This is a genomic window from Amphritea sp. GJ51-11 (assembly GCF_055808735.1).
In genome coordinates this window covers 3,857,476-3,881,271 of record NZ_CM147881.1, presented here as the reverse complement: position 1 = coordinate 3,881,271, position 23,796 = coordinate 3,857,476, and the positions used below count along the sequence as shown (strand labels likewise).

Sequence of the window (23,796 nt, the reverse complement as noted above, 5' to 3'; positions counted from 1 at the left end):
TATCCTTATTATTAACAAAAAAAGATGTGTTTTTATTTTTTTATAATTTCTAGAAGCTGTGCTAGAAAAAACTCTACCTCCTCTTCGGTGTTATAGTGAGCCATGGAAAATCGAGCTACAGATTCTAGGCCTAGGGGCCGCAGAATATTTCCGGAGTAGAGATCATTTGATCGTGCGTGGATACGTATCCCATACTTATCCAGTGCGGAGACAAGATTGACAGCGTCCCAGCCCTCGACACCAAATGAAACAACCCCTTCACGTTGATTAATATCGGTGGTGCCAACGACCGTCACGCCTTCTATATTTAAAAGACCTTTGTGCTTTTTATTGCCGTGCAGAAGCGTCGAAATAAGTACATGCTCATGCTGGAGCATTGCTTTACCCGCAGCACGAAGTTGATCTCTTGTATTTGTTGATTGGGTAAACTGTTTGCCTAACCAAGATAGATATTTAACGACCTCTGTAATAGCCGCTAAAGCAGACGGGTCACGACTACCAAGCTCCCAGACATTATCTGGTTTGCCTATCAGCCGATCATGAGGAATGTGGCTCATTCGATCGGAGAGCCACGCATATCCGTTATTAAATTTGGAGTACACTTTGTATAGCGATATGACGTAAGCATCAGCGTTGTAATCTTCCACATCTAGATAGCCATGGGGAGCATGCTGTATACCATCAACGATCACAAAACACTCAGGGGCCGTGGCTCGAATCGCCTCAATGATAGACTTAACATCCATTACCACTCCTGTTACCGGGTTAGTGTGGATAACTGTGGCAACACGAGTATCGGGTCTTACACAAGAGGCGTAGTCTTGGGCACTGACAACACCGGTTTGTGTATCAAACGGGACCTCAATCCATTCTCGTGAAGTATTCTCGGCCCAGAGCTGTGTCGCACTATAAGTTGAAGGGTGCTCGACCGGACTGGATAGAATGGAACCTCCAGCGGCAGCGGCAATTGCTGCACTTCTGTACCAACCGGAATAGACACTCTGTACCCGTTTCCCCACCAAAGACGACGCCGCTTTTTGCACCAAAAAGCATTCTAAGGTTATCTAGCCCCTCCTCAACCGTAGTACTCATCGCTTTTGAGGCTGCATTGTTCCGGTGCTCATTATCCGGTACTGCTCCTATCTCAGCCGTACGTTTAATGACAGACTTCAAGGTTAAGGAGCCGCCCGCGCTTTCAAAATAGACTCGTTTACCGGCATAAGGGCAATGATCAACATAATGGAATTGGGAACGAACCTGCTCTAGCAGGTCGGCGTTTAACGGAGAGGTATAAAGTTCTTCATTAGTTTTCGAGTGGACGTTTTTCATGGATAAACCCTGCTGACTGATATGGTGGATATAAAGCAAGTACTCAACTGAGATTTTCCGAATGCTGTATAACCTTGGTAATCAGTCTAAAAAAGCTAATGCATAAAAAAAGCGAATAGTTAGAATATTTTTTGAGTCTTTTTTTCATATATTGGTTTTGTAATATCACCTTTACCCATAACCCTTACAATTAGCCTTAGACTAATCATCGAAAAAAGTGATATATATTTATCCTTAAGCATCTCTTTAGGGAAAAGAACTGCTACTTATAGCTAGATTCCATAATATTGAGACATATACCAAAATATTCAGTGTCTTGATCCTCGTTGCGCAGTGGGGTTTTTAGAGAAAAAGGCGATCGGATAATGATTACATTCAAACAAATTGAAGCGCTCTTCTGGATATCAGAGTTGGGTAATTTCGCAGCAGCCGCTGAAAAACTACATACGACGCAGTCTGCAATTTCAAAAAGAATCAATGAGTTAGAAGCGACGTTCGGTATGTCAGTATTTGATCGTTCCCGCCGCAATGCCAGGCTTACAGAAAAAGGTAGTGAGCTATTGCTGATGGCAAAAGATCTAATTGAGATGCGAGACGAAATGCTTGAGCGTATGGCTAATCCGCAAGTACTGCATAAGCGTTTCCGGATTGGTGTTACGGAATTGACAGCACTAACGTGGTTACCAAAACTGGTAAAATTGATAGAAGAGAACTATCCACGCTTAATTCTTGAGCCGCAAGTTGAACTGAGTTCTGTGTTGTTCGATAAGATGAGCGATGATTCACTAGACTTTATTATTGTCCCTGATATTCATGAGGATGCACGTTTTAAGGTGCAACCACTCGGATCCGTAGAAAATGCTTGGATGTGTACACCTGATTACACTGATATTCAGGCGCCAATAGCGTTGCAAGATATTGCTCAGTTTAACGTGCTTATGCAGGGTGCGCGGTCTGGTACAGGACTTATCTACGATCGGTGGTTTTCACAAAATAAAGTACAAGCCAGCCAGGCATTAATTAGCAGTAATCTAGTTGCACAGCTTGGTCTGACATTATCCGGTTTCGGTATTACCTATTTACCATTAAAGGCCATGAACTCATTAATTGAGCAAGGGCAGCTTCGAACCTTAGACATCCACCCTAAACTCCCTCAGGTTCGATATGCTGCAATTTATCGTGCTGATCGTGACTCACGGCTCTACACGGACGTAGCCGATTACGCTAAGAAGGCCTGCGATTTCAGTCGATTTCTGTTAAATGGTTTTTAGCTATTTATGCTTCTTTTCTATTAGGGCGTCCTTATTTTTATCATAACTAACGCTGCGCGTACTCCTTGATTATCCAATAGGGAGCGTTTTTGATTTGACGGTTCTCTGATAGAGAGGGGATGAGTAGTGGGCACTGTAACTAGATTCGTTATGCGCCATAAGTGATTAACGGCTACGAAAAGTGGACCTGTTCTATTTCACTAGATGGTTTTTGATTTTGGACGATTAAACTTTGCCTTGTTGCGCCGCTTAATCTAGCTCGCTTTTTATTCTCTCAGGCTTTTCTGTCAGCAACCAATCAAGAAAGTGCTGTTTAGCATTCAACTGCTCCCCCGGTTTAGGCTCGATGACATAGTAGCCACTTTCAGAGCTCAGGCTAAATTCTCTCAATCCAACCAGAACTTTTCTTGCAATTAGATCATCGACTAGCGTGCCCCATCCTAACCCCAACCCTTGGCCGGCAATGGCTGCTTGTATAAGTAAGGTGTAGTTATTAAAGGTCAGGACTGGCTCCCCCGGAACGATCTGGCTGCGCCGCTTCTGAAAATAGCTGTGCCAGTCAAGCCATTGCTGATCAGCATCGCTTTTCAGCTTTAGTAAAGGCATGGATGCTAGCTTTTTATGACTAGCAACGGGGCTATTATCTTGCAGAAATGATGGGCTGCAGATGGGGAATACTTCTTCATTGAAGAGCTTAAATGAATATGGCTGTACTGGTTGAGGTCCATCAAAGACAATTGCAACGTCGACATTCTGCCCTGTAAAGTCGTACTGCCCTTGAGATGTAATGATTCGTACATCTATTGTCGGGTGTAATTCCCTGAAACGAGGCAGCCGAGGCAATAGCCAAAATGCGGCAAAAGCAAAATCAGTTGCGACATTTATTACTTGATGTAAACGAGTTTTTTGCAGTTTTTCCAGACAGGTAACTATCGTCTGAAAGCCTTCCTGAACTGCGTTATATAGCTGGATTCCTTCTTCAGTTAACGCGACACCTCGATAGATGCGACGAAATAGTGTGAGGCCTAAACGGGTCTCAAGCCCTTTTATTTGTTGGCTAACGGCTGATTGAGTGGACTTTAACTCGTGTGCGGCCCCAGTAAAACTCTTGTGGCGAGCGGCGGCCTCAAAGATGAGTAAGCTCTGAGCTGATGGTAAACGTTCTGAAAATAACATAAGTACAACTTATATTTATTATTAAATTTCAACCCGTTTACAGTATCTTTTTTTCTGTTAAAAATCTAACTCATCAACATGAAAACTGATCGTAAATTAAAAAGCTATCGACACACTGTATACGGGGTTTAAAAGGTATGAGTCAGGATCAACCAAATATTTTATTTATCATGGCGGACCAGTTGGCGGCCCCAGCTCTGTCAATGTATGGCGGAAAAACGGCAAAAACACCTAATCTTGATGCATTAGCTGAAAAGGGGGTTGTGTTTGATTCTGCGTATTGTAACAGCCCATTGTGTGCACCTAGTCGTTACGTCCTGATGAGTGGGCAACTACCGAGTAAGATCGGTGCATACGATAACGCAGCGGAGTTTCCTGCCGATATTCCTACTTTCGCACACTATTTGCGCTCTTCTGGATACCGCACGGCGCTTTCCGGCAAGATGCACTTCTGTGGCCCAGATCAGTTGCACGGTTTTGAAGATCGTCTTACCACGGATATCTATCCGGCCGACTATGGTTGGTTTCCAAATTGGGACGATTTTGAAAATCGCCCAACTTGGTATCACAATATGTCATCGGTCACTCAGGCTGGGCCGACCCTTCGCACAAACCAGTTGGACTTCGATGATGAAGTCGTTTTTCACGCCGAACGCTATCTGTTCGATCATGTCCGAGGGCCTGATAAGCGTCCTTTCTGCCTTACCGTGTCTATGACACACCCTCATGATCCTTATGCGATTCCACAGGAATACTGGGATCGCTATACGAATGAAGAGATTGAACTACCGTCCTTTGAGCTACTTCCAGAAGAGCAGGATCCGCACTCTAAACGTTTATTACACGTTTACCAGATGGACCGTAATAATGTCAGTGATCAACAAATTCGTAACGCCCGTCGTGCCTATTATGGGGCGATCAGCTACGTCGATGATCAGATCGGTAAGTTGATGAAAGCGTTGGAGGATACCAAGCTTATTGATAATACCATCATAGTTTTTTCTGGCGATCATGGGGATATGCTCGGAGAGAGAGGCCTATGGTACAAGATGAGTTATTTCGAATGGTCTGCTCGCGTACCTATGTTGGTTTGTGCGCCTAAACACTTTGATGCTAAGCGTGTTGAAGCTTCTGTTTCCACTATGGATTTACTACCAACCTTTGCTGAACTTGCTAATAAGGGGAATGCTCCAGATTATGCGATGCCAATTGATGGCCGTAGTTTAATGCCGCACCTTACCGGTGGTGAAGGTCACGATGAGGTGATAGGTGAATATATGGGTGAAGGTGTTATTGCACCGATGTTTATGATTCGGCGCGGTGATTATAAGTTTATTTGTAGCCAGGCGGACCCTGATCAGCTTTTTAACCTGAAAGAAGACCCTCAGGAACGCGTTAATCTGGCAGACACCTCAACGCATGTAGCGTTGCTGAATGCGTTCAGAGAAGAGGCCGAGGCGCGTTGGGATTCTGATGCTATTACTCGCGATGTCATTATCAGCCAGAAGCGCCGTCGCCTGATCGCGGCTGCCCATAAGCAGGGTAAAGAGCCTAAGTGGGATTATCAGCCAATTTTTGATGCCAGCACGATGTACATGCGCAATAACGTTGACCTAGATGATCTTGAAAAACGTGCGCGTTTTCCTCAGGTCAGCGATTAACAACGTGTAACGAAAGAGGGAAAGGCTTGCGCGAGTTCAGCTTAAACCTACGGTGTAATTGATGCCGGCCCTTAAGAGACTCAATAAAAATGAAAGGAATGTTCTATGTTTACATATTCCAAAGTGAACAAACGAGTTAGTGCTATCGTTCTTGCAAGCTGCTTGTCGACGGGCCATGTCGTAGCCGCAGAACCTGCACAATGTGAAACGGTGCGATTCACTGGCCCCGGCTGGACTGATATTAGTTCTACAAACGCTCTGGCTAGCACGGTGTTAGAGGGGTTGGGTTATCGCACTGAGGTGAATACCTTGGCGGTGCCGATCGGCTTTGAGGGGCTAAAAAGTAACGAGATCGACGTGTTTCTGGGTAACTGGATGCCTGCGCAACAAAAGTTTATCGAGAAGTACGCAATACCGGGTGATATAGATATTGTTGGTGAAAATCTGGTTGGTGCTAAATTTACGCTGGCGGTATCCCGTTATACATATGATGCTGGGGTAAAAGACTTTGCTGATCTAGCTAAGTTTAGCGAAAAGTTTCGTCAACGTATTTACGGCATTGAGGCCGGTGCGCCGGCTAATCAGTTATTACAAAATATGATCGATAGTGGTGATTTTGGTCTGCACAAGTGGCGTCTGGTTGAATCCGGCGAGCAGGGCGTTATGAGCCAAGTTAAACGTGAGATCAAGCGCCAACAGTTCATCGTGTTCCTAGGGTGGGAGCCTCATCCGATGAATTCTAATTTTGATATAGTCTATCTGACCGGTGGTGATAAATATTTTGGTGCCAATTTCGGCGGAGCTACCATTCAGACGGTGACGCGTAAAGGTTATCGGGAGGAATGCGGTAATGTAGGTAAGCTGCTAACGAATCTGAAGTTTACTCTGGCAATGGAGAATCAGATGATGGGATTCATCATGAATGATGGACAGTCGCCTACTGACGCCGCACAAAAATACATTAAGCAGAACCCCAGCGTACTGAATGCTTGGTTAACAGGGGTTACTACCATGGATGGCGAAAACGGTTTGAGCGCGGTTCAGAAGCATTTAGGACTATAGTTGTTCAGCCACTGTCGCATCGTCGACAGTGGTTCATGACTGCCCCCGAATGCCTAGACCGAACACCGTTATGCACTTTCATTTCCTGATGTGTTTAGTTCGTTGGTCTATTCACATTTCATAGCAGGTAATTGGTTGGCGTTCGCCTCGTCCACACTTTGAATGCCGGGGTACAAGAGCGTGATTCACTATAACCTAATGTGTGTACGATCTCTGATATGCTCAGTTTTTGGATAAGCAGTTTTTCAAGGGCAAGATTCCGCCTGATCTCATTTTTAATCTGTGGATAAGAACAGTCCTCGCGTTTAAGTTTGCGCCGTAGTGTTTGCGAACTGATATTGAACTGTTGTGCCAGCGTCTTAAATCAGCGCCTCAAAAAAGGGTAAGCGTCCGGTAAGCCCATCCATGAAGATGAGTCTATCACCTCGAATTAGGTGGCCAAGTTTATTGGGCCACTACATTCTGTTTTTTTTTGCGGTAGAGATGAGTATTTGTGAGCAGGCGACACTAAAGAGAAGTTGTTGAACTGCGCCGACTTTTTAACATTTATATGATGTTATTTAACACGGCTGTCGATGTATATCTACATCATACATGTGTACACGGTGTTGATGTAAAACAAACTGTTTCGCGAGGGGTAGATGACTTAACCTTCTGCAATCAAGCTGGTGGAGGGCTTTCCTATGTTCAAAGCCCCAGTGATTCTATCTCTGCGAGGCAAGCCTGCTTGGTTTCACTGCCTTACAACTGCATTCGAGGGTGGATATAGTCCAGAAAAGCAGTAATGCGGCTGGAAAGGGTGGTGTTACGGTAGTAGACCGCATGTACCAACTCGCGGTTATTTGGGCTAGTGATATGGTTATCTAGCACTTTAACCAACTGTCCGTTGGCTAAGTCTTCACAGATCATAAACTCAGATAGCAGTGCCAAGCCTTGTCCGGCCAAGCAAAGTTGGCGAATGGTTTCACCGCTGCTACTGCTTAGGGTTGTGGGCAATGCAACATGACGGGTCAGAGGCCAGCGATTCAGATGGGGCGCATCGGCAAAACCGATGATCTGATGCTGCTCTAGCGCTTCGGGGGTTTCCGGTGTGCCTTGTTGAGCAAGATATGAAGGCGAAGCGACGATATGCAGAGGGCTGCGTCCGAGAAAGCGGGCATGCAAGTTTGAATCCTGCAGGGTGCCAATGCGAATGGCCAGATCCGTCTTGCGCTCAATCAGATCAATGATGTTTTCATTGGTAACGAGTTCTAATTCAATCTTTGGATAGCTCTCACAAAAACCCGGTACCAGTGGAACCAACTGGTGCAGGATAAAGGGAGTAGCTGCGTCCACTCTGAGCCGACCTGCCGGTATACCTTTTAAAGTTCTGATCTTTTCTTCCGCTTCTGCTAGCTGATGTAGTCCGTTTCTGATCTGCTCGGTAAAAATACGGCCTTCTTCGGTGAGTTCCAGCTTGCGGGTGGTGCGATTCAGCAACGTGCAGTCTAAATCCTTTTCTAGTCGGCTGACAGCGCGCGACACCTTGGCAACTTGAATATCTAGGATGCGTGCGGCGGCTGAGAAGCTGCCGCTATCAATCACGGTTAGCAGGATCTCAAGATCTTCAGTACGGGATATTATTGTCATATATGCAAAGGTATTTTGCTACTAATGCTGTTTCTGTAAAAGATAGCAGTAGGCATACTCCGCAGCAACTAAAACATACAAGGAGATTTAAATGCCTATTGCTCTTTTTGCGCTGACACTCAGCGCATTTGCAATCGGTACCACCGAGTTCGTGATTGTTGGTCTGGTACCTACTATCGCCCAAGATCTGGGCGTTTCCCTGCCTTCTGCGGGGCTGCTAGTTAGTCTTTATGCATTGGGCGTTGCTATTGGGGCACCTGTCCTCACCGCTTTGACTGGGCGTTGGCAGCGTAAAAGTGTGTTGTTGGCGGTCATGTCATTGTTCGTAGTCGGTAACTTGCTGGCTTGGATGGCGCCTACCTACAGCTCACTGATTACTGCGCGTATCTTGACCGGCTTGGCCCATGGGGTGTTTTTCTCAATTGGATCAACCATCGCAACTAGTTTGGTACCACGTGAAAAAGAGGCCAGTGCTATCGCTATCATGTTTACTGGCTTGACGGTCGCGTTGGTCACGGGTGTGCCTTTGGGGACCTGGATTGGTCAGAACTTCGGCTGGCGTGCGACCTTTATGGTTGTGGCTGCTCTGGGGTTAATTGCGCTGATCGGTAGTGCATTGCTTGTGCCAAAGAATCTCAAGCAGGCACCACCAGCACGTATTGCCCAGCAGCTAAGCGTATTGACTCAACCGCGCCTGCTGCTGGTCTATGCCATGACTGCGGTTGGTTACGGTGGCACTTTTACCGCTTTCACTTTTCTTGCTCCGATTTTGGAACAGGTATCTGGCTTTGAATCGGGTGCTATAGGCCTAATCATGCTGGTCTACGGTGTATCGGTTGCCGTTGGTAATATTTGGGGTGGTCGTATGGCGGATCGTATGGGACCGATTAAGGCATTACATATAATCTTTACTGCACTAGCACTTGTACTGTTAGCGTTTACCTTTACCGCCGGAAATCAGATTGCTGCGGTTATCACCATTTTAATCTGGGGAGCCTTTGCCTTCGGCAATGTACCTGGCTTGCAAGTGTATGTAGTTCAGTTGGCAGAGAAGTACACCCCGCAGGCAGTTGATGTGGCCTCGGGGCTGAATATCGCAGCGTTCAATGTCGGTATTGCATTGGGTTCAATCCTCGGAGGGGTTGTTATCGAAAGAATGACGCTGATGGATACCGCTTGGATTGGAGCGCTGATCGTTGCATTGGCACTCGTGCTTACTCGATTGTCCGGTTTTCTCGACAAGCGTGACCAGCTGCAGACCAAGACCATCTGAAGATATGAGAGTACAAGGGCGAAGCCTAGCTTCGCTCGGGAGTTGTTTAAATGAATATTGAAAAACTGACTAAGGGCGGCTTTTCCATCGGAGTGGAACTGCCTCTAGATAATGACTGGTCAACAAGCGGCGATGCTAATCGAAAGCGCGATGGACGTCCCTTTGGTGTTCCGGATATGCAACACCATGCGGAGTTGATTAAACAGGCTGATGATCTTGGATTCCGCGCGGCTTGGGTGCGTGATGTACCCTTGTATGACCCTGATTTTGGTGATGCTGCACAAATATTCGAAACCTTTACTTATCTGGGTTATTTAGCGTCCCATACCCAAAATATTCTACTGGGAACTGCGGCTGTGGTACTGCCATTGCGTAATCCATGGCTGGTGCGTAAGGCCGCCGCAACGGTACAAACGTTAAGTAATCAGCGTTTGTTGTTGGGGGTTGCCAGTGGTGACCGTCCTAGTGAATATCCGGTTTTCGGCGTTGATTTTCATAGTCGGGGTGAAAGCTTCCGCCAGGCTGTAGAGATTCTGCGCGGGGAACAGGACAACAAATTGGCCAGTGGTATGCAGGTATTACCGGATGCACCGCAGCCTCCTTTACTGGTTGCCGGTTTAGCTCAGCAAAATCCCGCTTGGGTTGGGGATAACATGCAGGGCTGGTTGGCCTATCCGGGCGCCCCAGAGGACCATGTTAAACGCGTTGGGTTATGGCGCGACGTTGCCGGAGACAAACCTTATATCAGCTTTATTCATCTTGATCTTGTGGATAACCCGGACGCACCGATTAGACGCCATCGTTTTGGTGTCAGTACCGGTGTGAAAGGGTTGATTCAAGAACTGGAATCCATGAAAGCAGCGGGGGTGGATCATATTGGATTACATTTCCGTCGCAACCAGCGACTGCTGGAGGAAACCTTTGAACAGATCGGTAAATCAGTATTGCCGCTGTTTCATACTTAAAATAGAACGGTGCTGACAGGTTAACTCGAACTACGAGATAATCTAGAGGTGAATGCACCTCTGTCCAAGTACAAACGTCACCGTTAGGGTAAGAGAACGTGGTATGCGGCGATTTAAATCAATAGGTCAGGCGCAGAGATTTTTAAGTGCTTATGCTGTGTTATAACCTTTTCAATCTTGGTAGAGGGATGGTTTCAATATCGAACTATCGGAATTTTAGGGAAGGTGCGTTTAATGAATGGGGGGAAGTTACCGCTTAAGGCTTCTCGCTTGATTCTGGTTTGGGTGATGACGTTAACTTGTCAGTACCCGCTGGGATAGAATGTTGATATGTTGGGGATGCCTTACAGGGTCTTACACTGGATGAATTATGCAACATGAATTGACAAATTTACCACCACTGACGGCGTTGCGAACCTTTGAAGCGGCGGCTCGTCATTGCAGCTTCAAACAAGCAGCGGGTGAATTATGCGTTACTCAGGCAGCGGTGAGTCGGCAGATCAGACAGTTGGAAGAGCGGCTGGGGGTTAACCTGTTTCTGCGCACTCATCGCCGGGTCGATCTGACAGAACAGGGGCGTCAACTGTTTCACACGGTGAACCGATCACTGGTCGATATCGCCACTACAGCCCGGGAAATTCAGTCTGATTCTAGCCTGAATCATCTTAATCTGTATGCTACCAGTTCTTTCTCGCGATTGTGGCTTGTACCGCGACTTAGCCAGTTGCGCAGGGCGCATCCAGAGATTCACCTGCACCTGACCAGCGTAGAAGAAAGCCCAGCAATGGCGGATAAATTTGATGCCGGTATTACCCTTGGGTTGGAGGATAATGCGGGTTATCAGTCTGACTTTCTTTTTTCAGAGAAGGTTTTTCCTGTTTGTACGCCGGCGTTTATTGAAGCCAATCCAGCTGCCTGCACCCTAGAGGGGTTGATGCAACAACCACTGCTTGAGTTGGATGCTAAGTTCTGGAACGCAAAATGGTGGTCTGCGGTGGACTGGCCATTCTGGTTAGATCAACAAGGCTTGGGCGCTAAAGCGGTAACCGCTGAGATGTCTTTCAGCCATTTTCCAATGCTGCTTGATGCAGTATTACAGGATGTGGGTGTCGGTCTTGGTTGGTGTCATTTGGTGCAGAATCTATTAGATGAAGGGCAGCTGATTCGCCCAGTGAGAGAAAGCTATTCGGCACCAAGTCGAAAACATTATTTTGTCTGTCGGAATGACCTGGTGGATAAGCCAGAGATAAAGTTATTACGTCGCTGGCTGCTGGAACAAACCGCAATTTTCAGAACTGAAGAACTTATCTAAAAGGTCAGCCTGGACTTCTTTCCATAAAACAACCGGTAATGCTTATTACCGGTTGTTTATGACTGGAAATTAGAAAGGCAAGGGTAACTTAGCCGTCCTGCCGCCATCAACGACGAAGGTTTGTCCGGTTACAAAACCTGCCTCAGCAGACGCCAGAAACGCCACCATATTACCGATATCCGACGGTTCACCGGTGCGTCCGATCGGATGCATAGCATGTAGATCTTGTCGGGCTTGCTGTGGGTTATCCTGAGCATTGATGTAGTCATTGCTTAGGTCGGAGTTGATCCAACCTGGAGCGATAGTATTACAACGAATCCCGTCCTTACCCAGATCCACTGCCAGAGCGCGGGTGAAGCCATGAACGCCAGCTTTTGAGCCACAGTAGGCGGCATGGTAAGGATTAGCACTGATGCCTTCGATAGAGCCGATATTGATGATGCTGGCAGCACCTTTGGCTCGCATCTGTTCCAGTACTGCCTTGGCAAGGAATACCGGTGCCCGCATATTGACGATCATCATCCTGTCCCAGTTTGCTTCATCCATATCCTCTATGTGTTGCTCGAACATAAAACCGGCGTTATTTACCAGAATATCGGCGCCACCTAACTCAGCAGCTGTGGCAGCGATCTGATAAGGTGCGTCTTTTTCCATCAGATCAGACTGTATAAAAAAAACATTTTCACGACTGCTCAATTCAACATCCAGCGCTTGGCGCTGTGCGATCAGTATTCTGGCGCCTGCGGCCAGTAGTCTTTCAGTAATGCCACGACCGATACCTCGGCCACCGCCTGTGACGATGGCGAGTTTATTTTGTAAATTCATTCTAAATCCTCAACCGGATACCGGTTTTGCTCCGGTTACTTCAATGGTTTCACCGGCGATATAACGGGACTGGTCTGACGCTAAAAATGCGATCACATCGGCGATATCTTCCGGCTCGGCAATACGACCTAAAGGTACCGTCTTATTCAGTTCTTCTACTGCCTTATCAGGATCAAGGCCGCGGCGTTCAAAGCCGCTACGAATCATCGGTGTATTGATTTCGTGGGGGCAGACCGCGTTTACCCGGATTTGCAGTGGTGCACAATCACGGCCCAGATTTTTGGTCAGTGCTGCGACTGCGCCTTTACTAGTGCAATAGGCAACGTGGGCAGGACCCGGATGGGTGCCCCAGACGGAAGAGGTATTAACGATGGCCCCGCCGCCGCGCTTTTTCATATGGGGGATAGCCGCACGGCACAGGTAGAAGACTGCGTTGAGGTTGACGTCCATCGCCAGAGACCACATATCATCAGTAGTTTCCTCTATAGTGCCCCGTGGAATGATACCGGCATTGTTAAGTAAAATATCCACACCGCCAAAAGTCTCTACAGTGGCTTCGATCAGTTGAGCGCAGTAGTTCTTATCCCGCAGGTCACCGGCATAAAAGGCAACTTCAGCACCTGTATTACGAGCCTCTTCTGCAACGTCGCGACAAATGGCTTCGTCCATATCGGCAATCATGACGCGCGCCCCTTCGCTGGCAAACAGCTTTACCAGAGTGCGGCCAACGCCACCGGCACCTCCAGTGATCACAGTAATCTGATTTTTGAATCGCATTATTTTTATCCTCGTTAATCGCAGTGCTCAGGTTTGATACAGCCGATGATGCAATAACGGAGATACAGGGGGCAAACGATCTTTAGTGAGCTTTCAGGTAATTTCTAGTTAAGTAAAGGCTACCCGTGGTGCAGGGGCTAGAACTGCCACACAAATTCGACTAGGGATACTGTTATTAAGTCCTGCTTATTGAGCGATATCGATAATCAAAGCCGTCCGGCCGCATAATCGCCACTATCTGCTCGTTTGGCCAATTTGAGCGGCTTAGGATGTGATTATTTGGATTATTTCATCGAGATAATTCAATCTATCAATCCGTTTGTTACGCCACTGACTCTTGCTGCAGTAATAAGAGGAATTGCGGGAGCGTTTAACACGATTTCAAAAATATAAATTTAAGAGCCTCTCACCCTGCAGTTTTAGATTATGAGAATCGCCTGTATTGTTAAAATATTATTAACTTTGCTTTTGTATTCTAAAAATTTATGCAGGTTGGATTTGTTGCGGCTTCTAATGACATTAATCTGGCTGAGTGAGCCGTTCTCGAAGAGCTACGGGGGGAGAGCAAGAGCAGGATTACTTCATTTCTGACAATTACATTTTGAGTGTAGCTATTAGGGCCGGATGCCTTTACCTTACAGAGCAGATATTCTTCTGCAAACGACAAGCCTCAATTAAGGCGGTTCTTGATTAATAAGCGGATACTTAAGGACATTGCTTAAATACTTTGTGGCGGCATTGGCTACAGATATCGGAGTTAAAGCGGGGTGTCAGGCCGGCTAGCGCATCATCAACGGTTGCATAAAAGTTCTCTTCCCCCAATTTATCAAGGAAGTTCAATGCGGCTAGTTCGTCTTTTACGGTGTTTTTAAGGGCACAGAAACTAAGGCTGAAACCTTTTTTCTGAAGCAGCTTAGCTTCTTTTAGTAGCATCTCCGCTCCGGCGAAATCGATAAAGTTGATGCCGCTGCAGTTAATCAGAATATGATTTTGACCATGATTCTCTTCACTAAAGCGCTGCATATTCTTCTGGATATGATCCACTGCGCCAAAAAAGATAGAACCATCAATCCGGATGATTTTAAGTTGCGGGCATTCCGGTAACTGAAAACGTTGGACGCTGCGTAGATCCGTTCCCTGTGAAATCGATTTTGGGGCGACCTCCATGATGGTAGGGGTAGAGGTACGTTTCAGATAGAATATCAGTGAGATTAGTACGCCGAGATAGATTGAAAACTCTAAGGCGACGATGAGCGTCGAGCCAAAGGTTACCAGTAGAATCGATGCTTCCTGTTTATTGCTGTGAAGAATCTGCCGAATATGTTGAATATCAATTAAATTCCAAGCGATCAGCAGTATTGCGCCAGCCATTGCCGGTAAGGGCAAATAGCGGGTGATATGCGGTGCGAAAAGTAGGATCAATACTAAAATAAGTGCGGCAAACATCCCCGCTAACGGTGTTTTGGCCCCTGCATCATAATTCACGCCACTGCGGGTGAATGAGCCCGAGCTGACAAAACAGGTAAAAAAACTGCCAACCGTATTGGCTAAGCCTTGACCGATAAATTCTTGATTGCCGTCGATACGCTGTCCTGAATGAATCGCAATAGCCCGTGCAATGGCAACGGCTTCGACTAGCCCTAGAATGGCGATCGCCAAAGCGCCGGGTAGCAAAGCACTGAGGGTGTTGGCGGATAAGTCAGGCAGGAAAAAGTCGGCAATTGGCCGGATAATTCTCCCACCATCGGCACCCCTTGGGTTTCGCCTTTTAAGAGCCAACAACACAGGCTGCCCATAATCATACCGAACAGCATGGCGGGGATTTTCTTACTGATTTTCTTGATCAATAGGGTACTGAGAATGGTGACCAGAGCGATACTGAGTGAATAACCATTAAAAGATGACAGATGATCAAATATAAAGTCCCAGTCCGCGTAAAAAGGCATACCCGAAGGGACAGCCAGCCCGAGAATATGCTTAAACTGACTAGAGGCGATAAGAATCGCGGCACCGGCGGTAAAACCAATCACCACGGTATGAGAGATAAAATTGACTAACGTGCCCATCCGGGCGAGGCCAAAGCCAAATTGAAAGAGACCAGCAAGTAAGGTGAGAGTCAGCACTGCGGGTATATAAGCATCGGTGCCTTGAGGCACAATATTGTTGACCACGCTGAGCACAACGATAGAAATAGCGGCGGCAGGTCCCGAAATCATATGTCGAGATGAACCAAATAAGCCGGTAATAATGGGCACAATGATAGCGGTGTACAGTCCGAACTCTGGCGGTAAGCCGGCAATCATGGCATAGGCGACACTCTGAGGTAACACCATAATGGCACCGGTAAGCCCAGCGAGAAGGTCTGCGATGAGTGACTCACGGTTGATACGACGTCCCCAGACGAGAAACGGCATCCAGTTTTGCACAGTGCGATATGCAGGGCGTTTAGAACGATCAGAAGTCACAGTTTTATGGCTCATACTTGCTATCGGCTTATCATTTTTTGGGTTGGTCGGACGGGCTGTTGGTGTGTACCTAAGCTGAGGCAGACATCATACGAAAGCCTTGCCATCATGAAAAACGATATTAAATGGCTGCTATGGCCAAAAAAACAGGATGTCTGATCTGGTTAGTACAGCAGTAAAGTAACTGGAATGATCACGTGAGACTCATATTCGCAGGCCACTATTAATGCCGTTTAATGTTTGCTTTTAGTACTCATCAAAAAGAGAGGTTAGTGTATGGAATAAGGGAAAAGGGGGCGCGTTGTCAACGGCCCCCTTTCATTGAAGACCTTAATCATTAGAAAGTCTTTTTAATATCAACACGGTAAGTATCATATTCGGTTGTGCTGCCATTAAAGTCCATATATTCAAAGCCAACCTGTACAGTCTTGGTTAACTGGCGATAATAGTTGAGGTAGCTACGGTCTCCTTCGCCAGTGCCGATGGGGCCGTCGATTTCCGCATGTTCATGGATTGCGCTAACCCAGTTGTTTTTATCAAAGTTATAGCGGACAGAGCCAGAGGTTACTGTACCGTCAACGCCATCATCATAGTTATGCCCTAAGCGAAAGCTGACCTTGCCTAATTGATAACGGGCACCGAGAGCAGCACGCCATTGGTTTTCGTCGCTGGTATCTTTATAAGATGCGAGCGCGATAGACGCGGCAAAGGGACCTTTGTTGTTATAGGCTAAGCGGCCAGCATAAAAGAAATCCGTCGATGATTCAGTTCTTAAGGGCTTATCTGCTTTCTCAACAGCAATTTTATAGCTAAAGCCTTCGCCAAACTTTTGCCCGTAGGCTATTTGTGGATTACGTTCGAGAGGGTTTGACGAGTGAATGTACCCAGTACTCGGCACTAGTGGCGCGGGCATCGCATCATCTACTGACTTGTGGTACGCCTCAAAATTACTGAAGGTACTCAGTGTTTGACCAAAGGTCCAGCCATTCCAGTTTATAACTGCATGACGAATACGGGGGACTAAATCTTTATCTTTTGTTTTGCCTGCGAAATCAAACTCGAGACGCCCCGTGGCTTTGCCCTCTGGGGTATCGGTTGAAGTTCTCAGATCAACTCGGGTCCGTCTGGCGGTCATATCAGAGACACTTCCAGCACCTTTTGTGTCCTGAACCGTTGTTTCTAGCTCTACAAAGCCACCAACTTTCCATTCAGTATCATTAATTTTTCCTGATAATCCAGCGAAGGCGGTAGAAGAGAGTGCTGTAGCACCGATGAGTATGCTGGCTTTAGTGAGTGTTTTTACATTCATCATGACTAAACCTTTGTTGTTTTTGTAGTTGAACTAGACCGCTTGACTGACAATTTGATGTTTCAGTACGTCACAATCGGTATGCCATTTCAGGTTGAAGGGGTCCTAATGGATATCGATGATCTAAGTTGTCTAAGCAACAATTATGCACTTAATAGATGTCTGGTCAACAAATAAAGTTAACTTGTTAAGCTTTTTGATCAGTTTTCATTCATTTTTTCTAGCGATTTTTACAATACAAAGAAGGCTTTATATGTTTTAGAGTATTGCATTGTTCTTTTAAGTTGTTGTTATATATATTAAATTTATTTAATTGCTTTAGATTTATATTATCTGTTGTGTTTTTTTTGATACTTCTTAAAAAATAGTTGTTTTAACAATCTATTTTTTTGTGTGGTTATAACTGGCTTTTTAGAGGTAATGACAAACAACGAGGCTGTTGTCGCGTTGTTTGTCATCAAAAGGTGTGTTGGTTATCGGGTCGTCTTTAGCTTTTTATATGAGGGGGTAAAAATTAGGGGTTGGTGTCCATACACCTACCAAACGCCAAACAACATCCCTTTGTTTCGGTATTTATTAGTGCGTTGTTCAACTGTCTGGTTACTGATAGTGGTACGCATTTTTAGGTGTCGTAACCAAGAATTGAGTGCGGTTTCCATTAGTTCTCTAACGTTTGCATGCTCATCGCAACTGCCTAGGTCAGATAGCTCCTGTGGATCATTGAGCATATCAAACAGTTGTGGCCGGAAGTGTTCATAATGTATGTATTTCCAGCGCTCATTTCTGACCATCAATGCGCGGGTTTCATCAGCTTTCATATCAAGCTCAAGACGCGCTGCACGCCATGCATAATCAGCCTCACTGAAGACAAAGGAACGCCATGAATCGATAGGCTTGTTATGTAAGTGGTCGAGTAGCGAGCGTCCTTCCAAAATATGATCGTAGCTTGGTGCGCCGGCAAAATCTAAAAATGTAGGTACAAGGTCGATTGATTCCACAAGATCATTGGAGATGGTTCCACGAGTGGAATCGGCATTACGAGAGGGATCGGCAATAATCAGTGGAATCCGTGCACTGGCTTCATGAAAAAGTTCTTTTTCTCCGAGCCAGTGGTCGCCAAGATAATCACCGTGGTCAGAGGTGAGCACGATGATGGTGTTATCGAGTTCTCCTTTGTCTTCTAGGAAGGCAACCATTCGTCCAATATGATCGTCTACTTGCGTAATCAGGCCCATATAGGTCGGAATGACGTTGTTGCGAACCTCCTCTTTTGAAAACTCGACGGATTCTTCATGGTGCATAAAGGCTTCTATGACCGGATGTACATTATCGAGCTCATTCTGGCTGCGGCAGGGGGGAATAACATCATCTACGTTGTACATGTTGTGGTAAGGGGCGGGGGCGATATAAGGCCAATGGGGTTTGATGTAGCTCAGATGTAAGCACCAAGGTTGATCACCTGTTTCTTCAATAAAGGCCATCGCTCGATCGGTGGTGTATGCTGTTTCTGAGTATTGTTCGGGGATACGGGCAGGTAAATGGCTATTACGCATATACCAGCCACTTAGGATCTCGCCGTCTGCACCCTCTGCTGCGTTTGTCCATTCATGCCACGGGTTTGCGCCTTCGAAACCCTGTTCTCTGAGGTATTTATTGTATTTTAGTTCCGGGTTAACTATCTGATCAGGGTGAAGACCATCATCTCTTTCATAGGGTTCAAAGCCACACTGACTGATTAATACACCTCGTGAAGAATTTGGATCTACGCCTAGACGAGACATTCCCTCTTCATCTCGCCGCATATGGGTCTTACCGACAACCGCAACACGGTAGCCTTCAGGTCTTAAATAATCACCTAATCCACGTTCGCTTAATTTTAATGGCACATTGTTATAGCTTGCCCCATGACTGAATGCATATCGGCCCGTGTAGAAAGACATTCGAGATGGGCCGCAAACGGGGGCCTGGCTATAGGCTCTGGAGAAATTCATTCCCCGCTGCGCTAACTTATCGATATTCGGTGTTTTTATCGTGGGGTGGCCGTTACAACCTAGGTAATCAGCACGTAGCTGATCAGCCATAATAAAGAGTATGTTTGGTTTTTTTTTCATCTCGGTCTTCTCTAAAAAGCTGTTCAGGGAGGGATGATCAATTAATTTAATTGTTAAGACAACTATTTTTATCACTCTATGATCTGGATATCAAATGTGGATTTTGCATGATTGTGACTGTGATGGATTCGGAAGGAGGCTCCGTTATCGCTTAAACCTAAGCAGAGCGGTCTATTGAGAGGGGGTTATCTTAAAATATTTATTTTAAGTTGTTCTACCAACTATAAAACTATTGGGCCTGGTAAATGCTGATATTCAGATAGCAGTGGCTTTGAATGCGTATACTTTCGATTCGGTAGCAACTGACCACATAATATTAATGTGCATAGGTCTTTTGGTAGGCTGTGGCGATTCACTATTAATATATATTTATCAATTATTTATTTGTTTTTTCGGATCGTATTTAGTCATTTATCCTCGATTGTCTCTGTGTTTGTAAATGGTAGTCCATCTGTTGAAGTAGCTCTGTCTATGTTTGGCTCTATATATGAGATTGCTTGAAAGTCATCTTAAGACTTAGACTTGTGTAAATTATTTAGTTGTTTTAACATCTAATTATTGGCGATAGATACTCTCAATCTATCGCGTACTCTTCAGGCTAGAATAACAAACGGATTAGATGACATGACAAAGCGAATGACGGGTGGCGAAGCGATTATTCAGTCGGTTGTCGAGAATGGTGTTGATACTGTTTTCGGTATACCTGGTGCGCAAATCTATCCTCTGTATGACGGGATTTTTAAAGCCAACCTAAATTTGATTGTACCTCGACATGAGCAGAGTGCTGCCTATATGGCGATGGGGTATGCCAAATCTACGGGTAAAACGGGTGTGTTTTCCGTTGTGCCGGGACCTGGGATTCTCAACACCACCGCTGCACTGGTGACTGCAATGGGCGGCTGCGCCTCTATGGTGGGGCTGACCGGTCATGTGCCAACTTCTTTTCTGGGTAAGGGCCGTGGCCATCTGCATGAGTTGAGTGATCAAGCTGGCACGCTGAAAACATTAATTAAAGATGCCGTACATATCGATCATAACCAATCTATTTCTCGGCAGGTAAATGGTGCTTTTCATACTGCACGTAGTGGGCGGCCTGGGCCGGTCACAGTTGAAATGTGCTGGGATACGATGGCGGCGGATTATGATGTTGCCATTGAAGCTGCGGATCAGACTCCAGTGTATCCGGCTATTAACCTTGACGAAGTTAATGCTGCTGTTGAGTTGTTGGCCGGAGCTAAAAAACCAATGATTATGTGCGGTTCGGGCGCACAACATGCGGCTGAAGAAGTGATGGCGCTGGCTGAATTATTGAATGCACCAGTGTCTGCTTTCAGAAGTGGACGAGGGATTGTACCGGAAGACCATCCACTGGGGGTTGCGCCGGTTGCAGCCCGAGAATTATGGGACGATGTGGATGTATTAATTGGCTTAGGCACACGTCTAGAGATGCCCTATATGCGCTGGCAAAACTATCTTGAATATAAACAGAAACCTGATGGTGGCCCTAAGCTAATTCGTGTCGATATCGACGCACATCAAATGGAAGTGTTTATCCCAGACGTCGGTGTGGTTGCTGATACGGCTGAAGTCTGCCGGTTGCTGGTGGATAAATTGGCGAATCGTGTTTCACCGGATGCCAATCGCATCGATGAGATTGCTACTGCTAAAGCAGTTGCTTGGGATGCCATTCAGAAGCTTAGTCCGCAGTTGGATTACTTTAATGTTATTCGTCAGGTTATGCCTAGAGATGGTTTGTTTATTCCTGAGCTATCGCAGATGGGCTTTACGGCCTACACCGGAGCTTTGCCTATTTTAGGTGCTAGAACCTTTATTGAAGGTGGTTATCAAGGAACTCTAGGATACGGTTTTCCAACAGCTCTTGGGGTTAAGGTGGCCCATCCGGATAAGGCAGTATTGTCTATTTGTGGTGATGGAGGCTTTATGTTCGGCGTACAGGAATTGATAACGGCAGCAGAAAACAATATAGGTTTGGTGACAATCGTATTTAATAATCAGGCCTACGGTAATGTTCGTCGGGATCAGAAAATGGGCTTTGGTGGTCGTCTTTGTGGCTCTGAACTGCAAACGCCAGATTTTGTTAAGTTGGCGGAGAGTTTTAACGTTGCGGGTTATCGGGTTACCTCACCAGCAACACTGAAACCGGTGCTAGAGCGTTGTATTAATGCAAATAAACCGGCGTTAATTGAGGTAGTCGTTGAGCGAGGTGCTGAAACCTCTCCTTGGGAGTTTATCCATATGAATAAACGTATCCAGGATAAATAAATAGAGACGAGATATGCGGATGTAAACGTCAGTTTTGACTTTTACTAGAGCGTCAATATAGCTAAACCACCAGAGAGAGCCAATATGAAGCATTATCGGATGACAGTGAATGGGCAGTCGCTGGATAGTCATGAGTCTATTCGTGTTATTAACCCTGCAACGGGTAACGTTTTTGCAACCTGTGCACAAGGGACTGCTGAGACAGTTGAACAGGCGGTTATGGCTGCGCGTCAAGCGTTTCCAGCTTGGAATAAGTTACCCGATGAAGACCGTCAGGCTTTAATACATCAACTCGGTGATTTGCTTGAAGCGCATAGAACTGAGTTGGCGGAACTACTTACGTTGGAAACAGGTAAGCCATTGGAAGGGCTGAATGGTGTGGGCGCTAATATGGAACTGATGGGCGCGATTGGTTGGAGTCATGCTACTGCTGATTTAACACTTAAGGTTGATACGATTCAGGATGACGATGAGGCCTTAGTTGAGGTGCATCGTAAACCGATTGGCGTAGTTGCCTCGATTACCCCTTGGAACTGGCCTCTAATGATTGCTATCTGGCATATAGTGGCAGCCTTACGAGTGGGGAATACGGTCGTTATTAAACCCTCAGAGAATACACCACTAGCGACCTCTCGATTTGTTGAGTTGGCTAGCACGTTGCTGCCGCCTGGGGTTTTAAATTTAGTGAATGGTTATGGCGATATTGGTCATGCGCTTACAAGTCATGAGGATGTGAATAAAGTTGTTTTCACAGGCTCTACCGGCACGGGCAAGAAAATAATGTCCAGTGGTGCCAGTAATCTCAAACGTATGGTTTTGGAATTAGGTGGTAACGATGCGGCGATTGTATTGCCGGATGTGGAGCCTGCAGCGGTGGTGGCAGACCTTTTTGCGGCGGCTTTTCACAATAACGGTCAGACCTGCGCCTGCTTAAAGCGTCTGTATGTTCATGAAACTCTTTATGATGAAATTTGCTCAGGCTTGGCATCATTGGCGTCCCAAGTGAGAGTAGGTGATGGACTTAATGAGACGACTGCGCTCGGGCCGTTACAAAATCAGATGCAACTTGAAATTGTTGAAGCCTTGGCTGCATCAGCAAAAGCTGATGGTGGACGTTTTCTTGCCGGGGGGAAGCGAATAGAAGGGAATGGCTTCTTCTATCAACCGACTATTGTTGCGGGATTGACCAACGGCAGTGAACTGGTAGATAAAGAGCAGTTTGGTCCCATCTTACCGGTGATTAAATATCACACTATTGAAGAGGCCGTTCAATTGGCAAATGACAACCCTAATGGTTTAGGGGGCTCTGTCTGGTCTTCAGATGAGCGAGCTGCAGCACAAATAGCTGCACAGCTTGAATGTGGTATTGCTTGGGTTAACGGCCATGGTGGTTTACAGCCGGATGCTCCCTTTGGTGGGGTAAAACAATCGGGTATAGGTGTTGAGTTCGGCAGTTACGGGCTTAACGAGTGTACTACGATACAAACGATTAAAGTTCAGCGTTAGTTTCGATTTCTTGGTTTCACCTGTCGATTGGTTCATCCCTTTGGGCAGGTGCTTTTTAATACAAAAGCAATAAGTATGTATTGACTGTCGGGAACGACGAAAACTTTAATTCAGGTGGCATTGTTTGAAGAGCGAACTTTTTAGCCGAAGCCGTGTTTTATCCAAACAGTGAGACTGATACCATAATCTATAGCATCGACCTTCCTGCTGAGCGGGGGCATGCTTCCCTCTATGATCCACCCCATACCGGCTCTTCTGGCCACTGACACTAGATCTATTAGGTCTGCTTTGCCAAATTAAGCCATGCGATACCATCGATAAACACCATCTCTCTTGATTATCCTGCCTTGATCTTATTGGTTCGCATCCTCTGTTTTGCCTCCAGAAACTTACGCTGTCTGTGTCGATTGTTTGACAATAATACTTTATTGAATAACGGTTTAATTGGTCGAGAAGCTATTATCCGCAATCCTAATAGAGTGTTTCACTAAAATGCTCAACCACAAAACCGAGCGTTACCAGAACGTATTATTGATATAGATGAATACCCTTTCAGGTGGATGTTACGTCTCCAATAGAAGGCTTAACCGGCAAACCTTAAGGCGCTTCATTAGTGCTGAAGTTATCGTTTACCGACATTTTAGGGGTGGCAGTTTTTTTTGGGGGGGGCTGAAAACGCACTTACTCTTGATGACATTTGAGTCGGTTAAATCGTTATGCTTTGGTGTCGTTGGTATGCCTGTATTTAAGGAAAGGCACAAATATGTAGGTAGCCTAATGTCATGGGGCTAAGCCGCTAGAGACTAAATTGGTGCTGGGCTCACCTAACACTTTACTGGCGA

17 protein-coding genes and 1 pseudogene are annotated in these 23,796 nt (G+C 46.0%); 8 read left to right on the top strand and 10 right to left on the bottom strand.

From position 1 onward, the window contains the following. Positions 1–32 precede the first annotated feature (32 nt). Positions 33–1,019 carry an aminotransferase class V-fold PLP-dependent enzyme gene (locus AC0L4K_RS17465; RefSeq protein WP_473269246.1) on the bottom strand — a complete coding sequence of 329 codons (987 nt, stop codon included), beginning with the start codon at positions 1,017–1,019 and terminating at the stop codon, positions 33–35. A 675-nt stretch (positions 1,020–1,694) separates the two neighbouring features. On the opposite strand from AC0L4K_RS17465, the gene AC0L4K_RS17460 reads away from it, so the two are divergent. After that, positions 1,695–2,600, top strand: coding sequence for a LysR family transcriptional regulator (locus AC0L4K_RS17460; RefSeq protein WP_473267374.1), 906 nt, complete (start codon positions 1,695–1,697; stop codon positions 2,598–2,600). Between the two features lie 249 nt (positions 2,601–2,849). On the opposite strand, the gene AC0L4K_RS17455 is transcribed toward AC0L4K_RS17460, so the two are convergent. Continuing rightward, positions 2,850–3,776 carry a choline sulfate utilization transcriptional regulator gene (locus AC0L4K_RS17455; RefSeq protein WP_473267373.1) on the bottom strand — a complete coding sequence of 309 codons (927 nt, stop codon included), beginning with the start codon at positions 3,774–3,776 and terminating at the stop codon, positions 2,850–2,852. A 137-nt stretch (positions 3,777–3,913) separates the two neighbouring features. Between AC0L4K_RS17455 and betC the strand changes: the two genes are divergently transcribed. Together betC and AC0L4K_RS17445 are read left to right on the top strand one after the other, a co-directional pair. Further along, the gene (betC, locus tag AC0L4K_RS17450; RefSeq protein ID WP_473267372.1) at positions 3,914–5,437 is read left to right on the top strand and encodes a choline-sulfatase; all 1,524 of its coding nucleotides are present in this window, start codon (positions 3,914–3,916) and stop codon (positions 5,435–5,437) included. Between the two features lie 105 nt (positions 5,438–5,542). Continuing rightward, positions 5,543–6,499, top strand: a complete 957-nt coding sequence (locus tag AC0L4K_RS17445; RefSeq protein WP_473267371.1) for a choline ABC transporter substrate-binding protein — start codon at positions 5,543–5,545, stop codon at positions 6,497–6,499. A 118-nt stretch (positions 6,500–6,617) separates the two neighbouring features. Here AC0L4K_RS17445 and AC0L4K_RS17440 read toward each other — a convergent pair whose 3' ends face one another. Beyond that, positions 6,618–6,854 (bottom strand): helix-turn-helix domain-containing protein, encoded by a 237-nt coding sequence (locus AC0L4K_RS17440; RefSeq protein ID WP_417227845.1) that lies wholly within the window; start codon positions 6,852–6,854, stop codon positions 6,618–6,620. A 386-nt stretch (positions 6,855–7,240) separates the two neighbouring features. Beyond that, positions 7,241–8,128: a LysR family transcriptional regulator gene (locus AC0L4K_RS17435; RefSeq protein WP_473267370.1), complete on the bottom strand. Its 888-nt coding sequence runs from the start codon at positions 8,126–8,128 to the stop codon at positions 7,241–7,243. 91 nt (positions 8,129–8,219) lie between these two features. Between AC0L4K_RS17435 and AC0L4K_RS17430 the strand changes: the two genes are divergently transcribed. From AC0L4K_RS17430 to AC0L4K_RS17420, 3 genes are all read left to right on the top strand, one after another. Next, positions 8,220–9,401 (top strand): MFS transporter, encoded by a 1,182-nt coding sequence (locus AC0L4K_RS17430; protein WP_473267369.1) that lies wholly within the window; start codon positions 8,220–8,222, stop codon positions 9,399–9,401. A 50-nt stretch (positions 9,402–9,451) separates the two neighbouring features. Then, entirely contained in the window at positions 9,452–10,366 is a 915-nt protein-coding gene (locus tag AC0L4K_RS17425; protein WP_473267368.1) for a TIGR03571 family LLM class oxidoreductase, read from the top strand. Positions 10,367–10,736: 370 nt separating this feature from the next. Next, entirely contained in the window at positions 10,737–11,678 is a 942-nt protein-coding gene (locus tag AC0L4K_RS17420; RefSeq protein ID WP_473267367.1) for a LysR substrate-binding domain-containing protein, read from the top strand. A gap of 69 nt (positions 11,679–11,747) precedes the next feature. Here the strand turns inward: AC0L4K_RS17420 and AC0L4K_RS17415 are convergent, their stop codons facing one another. The 6 genes and pseudogenes from AC0L4K_RS17415 to AC0L4K_RS17390 all read right to left on the bottom strand — a co-directional run bounded on the left by AC0L4K_RS17415 (position 11,748) and on the right by AC0L4K_RS17390 (position 19,165). Then, the gene (locus tag AC0L4K_RS17415; protein WP_473267366.1) at positions 11,748–12,503 is read right to left on the bottom strand and encodes an SDR family NAD(P)-dependent oxidoreductase; all 756 of its coding nucleotides are present in this window, start codon (positions 12,501–12,503) and stop codon (positions 11,748–11,750) included. 9 nt (positions 12,504–12,512) lie between these two features. Continuing rightward, positions 12,513–13,280: an SDR family NAD(P)-dependent oxidoreductase gene (locus tag AC0L4K_RS17410; RefSeq protein WP_473267365.1), complete on the bottom strand. Its 768-nt coding sequence runs from the start codon at positions 13,278–13,280 to the stop codon at positions 12,513–12,515. 705 nt (positions 13,281–13,985) lie between these two features. Next, positions 13,986–14,447 carry a sodium-independent anion transporter gene (locus AC0L4K_RS17405; protein WP_473269245.1) on the bottom strand — a complete coding sequence of 154 codons (462 nt, stop codon included), beginning with the start codon at positions 14,445–14,447 and terminating at the stop codon, positions 13,986–13,988. A gap of 159 nt (positions 14,448–14,606) precedes the next feature. Next, positions 14,607–15,613 (bottom strand): annotated as a pseudogene (locus AC0L4K_RS17400) (SulP family inorganic anion transporter); the annotation flags it as partial. A 469-nt stretch (positions 15,614–16,082) separates the two neighbouring features. Then, positions 16,083–17,057 carry a DcaP family trimeric outer membrane transporter gene (locus tag AC0L4K_RS17395; RefSeq protein WP_417227817.1) on the bottom strand — a complete coding sequence of 325 codons (975 nt, stop codon included), beginning with the start codon at positions 17,055–17,057 and terminating at the stop codon, positions 16,083–16,085. Between the two features lie 533 nt (positions 17,058–17,590). Then, a complete protein-coding gene (locus tag AC0L4K_RS17390; protein WP_417227816.1) occupies positions 17,591–19,165 on the bottom strand; it encodes a sulfatase-like hydrolase/transferase in 1,575 nt (524 codons plus the stop codon). A gap of 624 nt (positions 19,166–19,789) precedes the next feature. Here AC0L4K_RS17390 and AC0L4K_RS17385 point away from each other — a divergent pair. Beyond that, a complete protein-coding gene (locus tag AC0L4K_RS17385) occupies positions 19,790–21,448 on the top strand; it encodes a thiamine pyrophosphate-dependent enzyme (protein ID WP_473267364.1) in 1,659 nt (552 codons plus the stop codon). An 84-nt stretch (positions 21,449–21,532) separates the two neighbouring features. Next, positions 21,533–22,954 (top strand): aldehyde dehydrogenase family protein, encoded by a 1,422-nt coding sequence (locus AC0L4K_RS17380; RefSeq protein WP_473267363.1) that lies wholly within the window; start codon positions 21,533–21,535, stop codon positions 22,952–22,954. Positions 22,955–23,796 lie beyond the last annotated feature (842 nt).

Coding starts and splice junctions, on each gene's coding strand:
- AC0L4K_RS17460 (WP_473267374.1), top strand. CDS start 1,695: ATGATTACATTCAAACAAATTGAAGCGCTCTTCTGGATATCAGAGTTG.
- AC0L4K_RS17455 (WP_473267373.1), bottom strand. CDS start 3,776: ATGTTATTTTCAGAACGTTTACCATCAGCTCAGAGCTTACTCATCTTT.
- betC (WP_473267372.1), top strand. CDS start 3,914: ATGAGTCAGGATCAACCAAATATTTTATTTATCATGGCGGACCAGTTG.
- AC0L4K_RS17445 (WP_473267371.1), top strand. CDS start 5,543: ATGTTTACATATTCCAAAGTGAACAAACGAGTTAGTGCTATCGTTCTT.
- AC0L4K_RS17435 (WP_473267370.1), bottom strand. CDS start 8,128: ATGACAATAATATCCCGTACTGAAGATCTTGAGATCCTGCTAACCGTG.
- AC0L4K_RS17430 (WP_473267369.1), top strand. CDS start 8,220: ATGCCTATTGCTCTTTTTGCGCTGACACTCAGCGCATTTGCAATCGGT.
- AC0L4K_RS17425 (WP_473267368.1), top strand. CDS start 9,452: ATGAATATTGAAAAACTGACTAAGGGCGGCTTTTCCATCGGAGTGGAA.
- AC0L4K_RS17420 (WP_473267367.1), top strand. CDS start 10,737: ATGCAACATGAATTGACAAATTTACCACCACTGACGGCGTTGCGAACC.
- AC0L4K_RS17415 (WP_473267366.1), bottom strand. CDS start 12,503: ATGAATTTACAAAATAAACTCGCCATCGTCACAGGCGGTGGCCGAGGT.
- AC0L4K_RS17410 (WP_473267365.1), bottom strand. CDS start 13,280: ATGCGATTCAAAAATCAGATTACTGTGATCACTGGAGGTGCCGGTGGC.
- AC0L4K_RS17405 (WP_473269245.1), bottom strand. CDS start 14,447: ATGGAGGTCGCCCCAAAATCGATTTCACAGGGAACGGATCTACGCAGC.
- AC0L4K_RS17395 (WP_417227817.1), bottom strand. CDS start 17,057: ATGATGAATGTAAAAACACTCACTAAAGCCAGCATACTCATCGGTGCT.
- AC0L4K_RS17390 (WP_417227816.1), bottom strand. CDS start 19,165: ATGAAAAAAAAACCAAACATACTCTTTATTATGGCTGATCAGCTACGT.
- AC0L4K_RS17385 (WP_473267364.1), top strand. CDS start 19,790: ATGACAAAGCGAATGACGGGTGGCGAAGCGATTATTCAGTCGGTTGTC.
- AC0L4K_RS17380 (WP_473267363.1), top strand. CDS start 21,533: ATGAAGCATTATCGGATGACAGTGAATGGGCAGTCGCTGGATAGTCAT.